The organism is Paraburkholderia dilworthii (genome assembly GCF_000472525.1).
GTDB classification, from domain to species: Bacteria; Pseudomonadota; Gammaproteobacteria; order Burkholderiales; family Burkholderiaceae; genus Paraburkholderia; species Paraburkholderia dilworthii.
The window spans coordinates 41,850-48,215 of the sequence record NZ_AWZT01000051.1; the positions used below are offsets into that span (position 1 = coordinate 41,850).

At 63.2% G+C, this 6,366-nt stretch carries 3 protein-coding genes and 2 pseudogenes; 1 reads left to right on the forward strand and 4 read right to left on the reverse strand.

Features of this window, described 5'->3' with window-relative positions; genetic code table 11:
- Window positions 1-2: 2 nt before the first annotated feature.
- The 3 genes from F759_RS0129980 to F759_RS0129990 form a co-directional block, all read right to left on the reverse strand.
- Entirely contained in the window at window positions 3-1,568 is a 1,566-nt protein-coding gene (locus tag F759_RS0129980; RefSeq protein WP_027803107.1) for a methyl-accepting chemotaxis protein, read from the reverse strand.
- Between the two features lie 407 nt (window positions 1,569-1,975).
- Window positions 1,976-2,599, reverse strand: a complete 624-nt coding sequence (locus tag F759_RS0129985; protein WP_027803108.1) for a DUF2239 family protein — start codon at window positions 2,597-2,599, stop codon at window positions 1,976-1,978.
- A gap of 87 nt (window positions 2,600-2,686) precedes the next feature.
- Window positions 2,687-4,198, reverse strand: a complete 1,512-nt coding sequence (locus F759_RS0129990) for a sensor domain-containing diguanylate cyclase (RefSeq protein WP_027803109.1) — start codon at window positions 4,196-4,198, stop codon at window positions 2,687-2,689.
- Between the two features lie 511 nt (window positions 4,199-4,709).
- Here F759_RS0129990 and F759_RS38940 point away from each other — a divergent pair.
- Window positions 4,710-6,074, forward strand: a pseudogene (locus tag F759_RS38940) (methyl-accepting chemotaxis protein); the annotation flags it as partial.
- Between the two features lie 9 nt (window positions 6,075-6,083).
- On the opposite strand, the pseudogene F759_RS41465 reads toward F759_RS38940, so the two are convergent.
- Window positions 6,084-6,366, reverse strand: a pseudogene (locus tag F759_RS41465) (IS66 family transposase); the annotation flags it as partial.

Consider the following 6,366-nt stretch of genomic DNA (forward strand, 5'->3'; position numbering starts at 1 on the left):
CATCACCTCCGCGTCGCTTCTAGCGAAAACACGGTCACCGCTTCCTGCAACTGTCTCGCCTGACCCGCCATCGACGAAGCGGCAGCCGCGGCCTGCTCGACGAGCGCAGCGTTCTGCTGGGTCACGTCGTCCATTTGCGCGACGGCCCGGTTCACGCCCTCGATGTCCGTGCTTTGCTCCTGCGACGCCGATGAAATCTCGCCCATGAGGTCCGTCACGCGCTTGATCGACTGAGTCACTTCAGCCATCGTCTGGCCGGCCCGCTCGGCCAGTTCCGCGCCGCTGCCCACGCGCGCCGTCGAGCTTTCGATCAGTTCCTTGATCTCTTTCGCCGACACCGCGCTACGCTGCGCGAGCGAGCGCACTTCGCCCGCGACGACCGCGAAGCCGCGCCCCTGTTCGCCGGCGCGCGCCGCTTCGACTGCTGCGTTCAGCGCCAGAATGTTGGTCTGGAACGCGATGCCCTCGATCACCGCAATGATGTCGGTCATGCGCTTGGAGCCGGCCGCCAGTTCCCGCATCGTTTCCACCACGTCGCCGACAAGACCGCTGCCGCGCGCCGCCACTTCCGATGCGCCATGCGCGACGCCGCCTGCCTGCTGCGCGTTGTCGGCGTTCTGCTTCACCGTCGACGTTAGTTGCTGCATGCTCGACGCGGTTTGCTGCAAGGCCGCGGCCTGCTCTTCGGTCCGTTGCGACAGATCGGTGTTGCCCTGCGCGATTTCGCCCGACGCGGTCAGAATCGATTCGCTCGATTCGCTAATGCCCGATACGATCGCGGCAAGCCTCCCACGCATATTGCTCAGCGCGTACAACATGCTGTGCGTGTCGCCAGCGCGGGTCTCGACGTGCACGCTGAGGTCGCCATCGGCGATACGGTTGGCGACCTGCATTGCGTAATCCGGCTCGCCGCCTAGCTGACGCGACAGGCGCCGCGCGATCACCGCGGCAAGCAGCCCGCCCGCGACGATTGCGCCCAGCACGAGCACGAGCATCGCGACACGCATGCGCTGATACTCGGTGGCGGCTTCCGCCTGCGCGTCGTTGCCTTGCTGACGGCGATAGTCGATCAATGCCATGATGCGGTCGCGCAATGCCTCGCTGGACGCAATCGCGCGGCGCACGAGCTCGTTGTTGTCGACGCCGGCGGGAATCGGCGCGAGCCCAATCTGCTGGTGCACGATGCCTTCCCACACCGCCGAATTGCGCAGCACGTCGTCGAACATCTGCTGGCCTTTGGCGGTTGCCATAGTCGCGCGGTAATGGTCGTAGCCCTCGTGCATCAGCTTGAGCGACCCGACGATGCTCTCCTTCAGCTTCTGGCGCCCGGCGTCGTCGGCTGCATAGCCGAGATTCGCGGCGGCCAGGTCGGCGTCGATCTTGTGGCGGTTCGCCTCTTCGAGCCAGTAGAGGCCGTCCATGTACTTGTCGCAGATGGCATCGGTAATGTCATGCATCGACGACAGCGTTTTCAGCGACGTGCCGCCGATCACCACGCAAAATCCAATGACAACGGCAAATGCCAACAGCAGTTTCCTGAACACGGTCATGCGGTCGAACCACTTCATTTGAACATCCTTCAGAAGTCGCAACGGAATGCTCGCCGACGCATCACGGCAAACCATGTCGCGACTCCTTGCGATGAGTCATACATGTGGGACGTGCGAAGCAGCGACGCTCACTTCGCTTTTACGGCTCCGAAGACGCGGACCTGAAGCGGTAAATGCCTGGAATAAGCGGGACAGGATGATGTAAGGAATGCCTGGCAGCCAGAGCCAGACGAACGACACCCGCGCGCGTTTGAGAATCGTCCGATTGGAACGCGCTCATTCGCCTCTTAGACTTCTCCGGCTGCGTTGACCCCAAGTGGCGCATGCGACGTTGTTGTAACTCTCCGACTTTCCGCTCACGCCCCCAAGGTGTGAGCGGTTTTTTTTGCCCATGCTTTTCGCCTATGCGCTACGCTCGGCGCGATTCACGTCTGCGCCTCGAACGCGTTGGCCGCGAGCCGCAATGCGTAAGCGCGGACATCTTCCGGCCATCGCGAGATTTTCTCTTCGAAGCGCGGCCGATCGCCTGCATAGAGCGCGCGAGTAGCGTCTTCGTAATCCGGCAGGTTGCCGGCCAGCGCGGTCATGAAGCGATACACCGCTTCCTGCGCCGCGCGTTTGCGGTCGCGATCCTCGCCTGCGACGCGCGCCGTCTCGACCAGCTTGCGCAGCGCGACCGACGCACCGCCCGGCTGCGCATTCAACCAGTCCCAATGACGCGGCAACAACGTCACCTCGCGCGCGACGACGCCGAGCCTGGGCCGTCCGCGGCCGCGCGGCGTGCCGGGGCCGGCAGCGGCATCGTTGCTTGCGTCGTAGTCAGAATCAGCGGCAAGCTCCGCGTGATTCAAGCGCGCGACGATGTCCTCCGCAGTGCCGCGCAGATCGAATTCGACCGGGGCGGCGGTGACGTCGTCGAAAACGAGAACGGGCGCCTGCTCGCCGCGCGCAAGGACTTCGTTTACGGCGAGGGCGACGGCGGGCAACTCGCCGGAGGCGATGAGGCGATGGCCTTCGAAGGCCGTGCAGTGAGTGAAATGCGTGGTCACGACGAACTCCAGTTCAAGAAGTGGCCGAATTATACCCGGGTCAAATTAAAAGGCGAATATATTATCCGGGTGATATTCGGCAGCGCCTCAATGTCCCACTGTGACGATCACGGCGCCGCGCGCCGCCGGCGCTGTTGCCCGGTACGAGAAGACGCAATTGCGGCCGGCGTCTTTCGCCGCGTACAGCGCCTGATCAGCGGCATCGACGAGCGCGCGACTGGTCGCGAACGCCTCACCTTGCGTGGTGGCGACGCCGATACTGACCGTCAACACATGATGTGAGCTCGCCACATGACCCAGCGCGAGCGCCTGCACCGCCGCGCGGACTTTCTCGGCGATGCAAGCCGCGCCCGCTCCGTCCGTGTCCGGCAGGAGAACGGCGAACTCCTCGCCGCCGTAACGCGCCGCCGTGTCGCCCGGACGCCGCCCATTGCTTGTGATGCAGTGAGCGACGGCGATCAGCGCGTCGTCGCCGGCCGAATGGCCATACAAGTCGTTAAAGCCTTTGAAACTGTCGACGTCGATCAGCAGCATGGAAAGCGGCCCGCCGTTGCGCTGTGCGCGGCGCCACTCGTGCTCTGCGGCTTCCTCGAAGGTGCGGCGGTTGTCGACGCCCGTGAGACCGTCCGTGCGCGCGAGCATGCGCAACTCTTCCTCGGCGAGAAGACGGCGTCGCATCTGCTGCGCAAACAGCATGGCCAGCGCGATCAGCGTGAGGTCGAGCGCGCCGATCAACGAGCCGATGATCCATGCGCGCCGCCGCCAGCCCACATAGATGTCGCGCGTGGACAGCGCGACATCGAGGATCAGCGGATACATGTCGATATGGCGAAACGCGTACCAGCGCTCGACGCCGTCGATCGCCGCCGTGCCGAAGAAGTCGCCGCTCGGCTGTTCCACGAAGCGCGAATAGTTGGACGTGCCCGTCAGATTGATACCGATGGTCTTCAGGTCGTAAGGACGCCGCATCAACATCGTGCCGTCGCTTAGCATCAGCGCCATCGAGCCGCCGGCGCCGAGGTTCATCCCGTTGAACAGGCTGCGGAAATACTTCAGGCGCATGGTGCCGACCACCACGCCGCCAAAGCTGCCGTCCGGCCGCGAAATGCGCCGACTCAAGCCGATGCTCAGGTCAGCGCCCGTCGCCCGCGGCATGAACGGGTGACTGACGTACAAACCGACGTTGTGCGAATCGCGATGCACCTTGAAGTAGTCGCGGTCGCCGAGATAGACATGGCGCGGGGGAACGGCCTGCGAATCGAACTTGATATAGCCGGTTTCGTCGATCACGAGGATCGAGCCCATGTCTTTCGCGGAAGCCGAGCCGTCGAACAACACCATCTGACGTAGCGAAGGCTCGAGTTGCAGCACGCGTGGCTGCTTGAGTGCTTCGATGACCGCTCGTATCGACAGGTCGTAGATTTCCAGATTGCGCGACACGTCGCGCTCGACCAATAGCGACACATTGAAGACGGAGTCTTGCGCGCGCCGCAGCGCGTCGTCGTGCATTTGCGCCAGCACCCACACTGCAATGGCCAGGATTGCGCTGGCCAGCACGCCACTAATCGCAATGATGATGTTCGGACGACGCGTGACCATTGAGTTCGGTTAGGGCATGCGCGGTATCCACGCACCAGGAGAAGGAAAGAGACGCGTCCACCGGGGAAACGCGTATGGCGAACCGGTAGGGTACCAGACGCGATCTCCGTGCAAATGATCGAAAAGACGGGTCTTTGCTGCCTTGCGCGCGGCTCTTGGGTCTGGATGACGCGACAACGATGCGCCGACACGGGGCTGCGCTCGAGCGTTCCAAGCCGTGGCACCACGACGCAGAGTTGCCCGCCGCGCGGAAATTGCATCGCGCAGCCGCACTCTCCGTCTTCTGTCGTCATCTCATGCAATGTTATTAGTGACATGCCCGGTACTCCTCAAGTCCGCTCGTGCGCGCCCCGATAACAAGTAACTGGATGCTGTTTTTGCGTTCGCGAAGAACGGCAACACTGCGCGGGGGCCGCCCGGACATGTGGCGGTCCACATAGACGCTCCCATGTCCGGACCTGAGAGTCGATTACGAAGCGTCCACGCTTCGTCCCTCGAGAAAAATAGATATATGGCGGCCCTGAACCAATTCAGTGTCAAAGCCAAGCTGATAGCCGGCTTCGGCACGTTGTCCCTGATCGTCGTCGCGTTGCGGGACTTTCACTAAAATCGCTGAGCGATTCCACCGATGGCTTTTCCAGCTTCGTGCGCGGCATCAACGCGCGCGCCGACATGGCCGTGCAGGTGCGGAGCGCCGTCGACCGTCGTGCGATCGCGGTGCGCAACCTCGTGCTCGTGGCGAAGCCCGAGAACCTGGAGATCGAGAAAGCTCAGGTGGCACGCGCGCACGAAGACGTAGCGACGAACCTCAAAAAGCTCAACGAGATGGTCAAGGCCTCCGACGCGAGCGAGAAGGCGCGCAGCCTGGTGGCCGAGATAGACCGGGTGGAGGCCGCATATGGCCCGGTCGCGACCGACATCGTGAATCTCGCGCTCGCCAACAGGCGCGACGAGGCCATCGCGAAAATGGACGATCAATGCCGGCCGCTGCTCGCGGCGCTGGTTCGCGCAACCGATGCGTACGCGGACTATGCGCATTCGCGTCAGGGAGAGATGATCAACGATTACGCTGCGCACTATGAAAATCAGCACAACCTGTTGATCGCCATTTCGCTGTTCGCGATTGCGCTTGCAGTGGGCGCGTGCGTCGTACTCACGCGCGCCGTGAGCGGACCGCTGCGTTTGGCGATCGACGTCGCGCGGACCGTGTCGCAAGGCGATTTGCGCACGCGCATTACCGTCGACGGCAAGGATGAAACCAGCAAACTGCTCGGCGCATTGCGCGAGATGAACGAGCGTCTGACGACGATCGTCGCACGCGTGCGCGATGCCAGCATGAGCATTGCCGGCGCGGCTCGCGAGATCGCCGCGGGCAATATGGACCTGAGCCAGCGCACGGAGCAGCAGGCGGCGTCGCTGCAGGAGACGGCTTCGAGCATGGAGCAGCTCACGTCCACGGTGAAGCAGAACGCCGATAACGCGCAACAAGGCAGCATGCTGGCCGCGAATGCTTCGTCCGTTGCGCAGAAAGGCAGCGCGGTGGTGGGCCAGGTGGTGAGCACGATGCAGGACATCAGCGATAGCTCGACGAAGATGGCGGATATCACGGGCATCATAAGGAATTGCATTTCAGACCAACATTCTTGCGCTGAGCGCGGCCGTGGAAGCTGCGCGCGCGGGCGAACAGGGACGCGGCTTCGCAGTGGTTGCAAGCGAGGTGAGAAGCCTGGCGCAGCGCTCGTCGAGCGCGGCCAAGGAGATTAAGGACCTGATCGCCAATTCGGTGGACAGGATCCGCGACGGCTCGTCGCTCGCCGGCGAAGCAGGCAAGACGATGACGGAAGTCACGCAAGCGGCGGCGCGTGTGACCGACATTCGCCGCGTGACCGACCCACTTCGCAAGCAGCGAGCGATCCAGTTCGACGCCTTCGCGTGCATACATGACCGACTGCCGGTAAAGCGGCACGTGGTCTGCAAACTTCGAGACCAGTACGTGTGCCANTAGCCCCGGGCCCGCGAGACCGCGTTCGATGGGACGACTGGGTGCAGGCGCCTGGGAGATGTGATCGCAACCCACGCACGCAAATTTCGGACGTACATGACGGATAACACGGAAGCTTGCCGGCACATACTCAAGTTGTTCGGCGACGTCTTCGCCCAGCGACTTC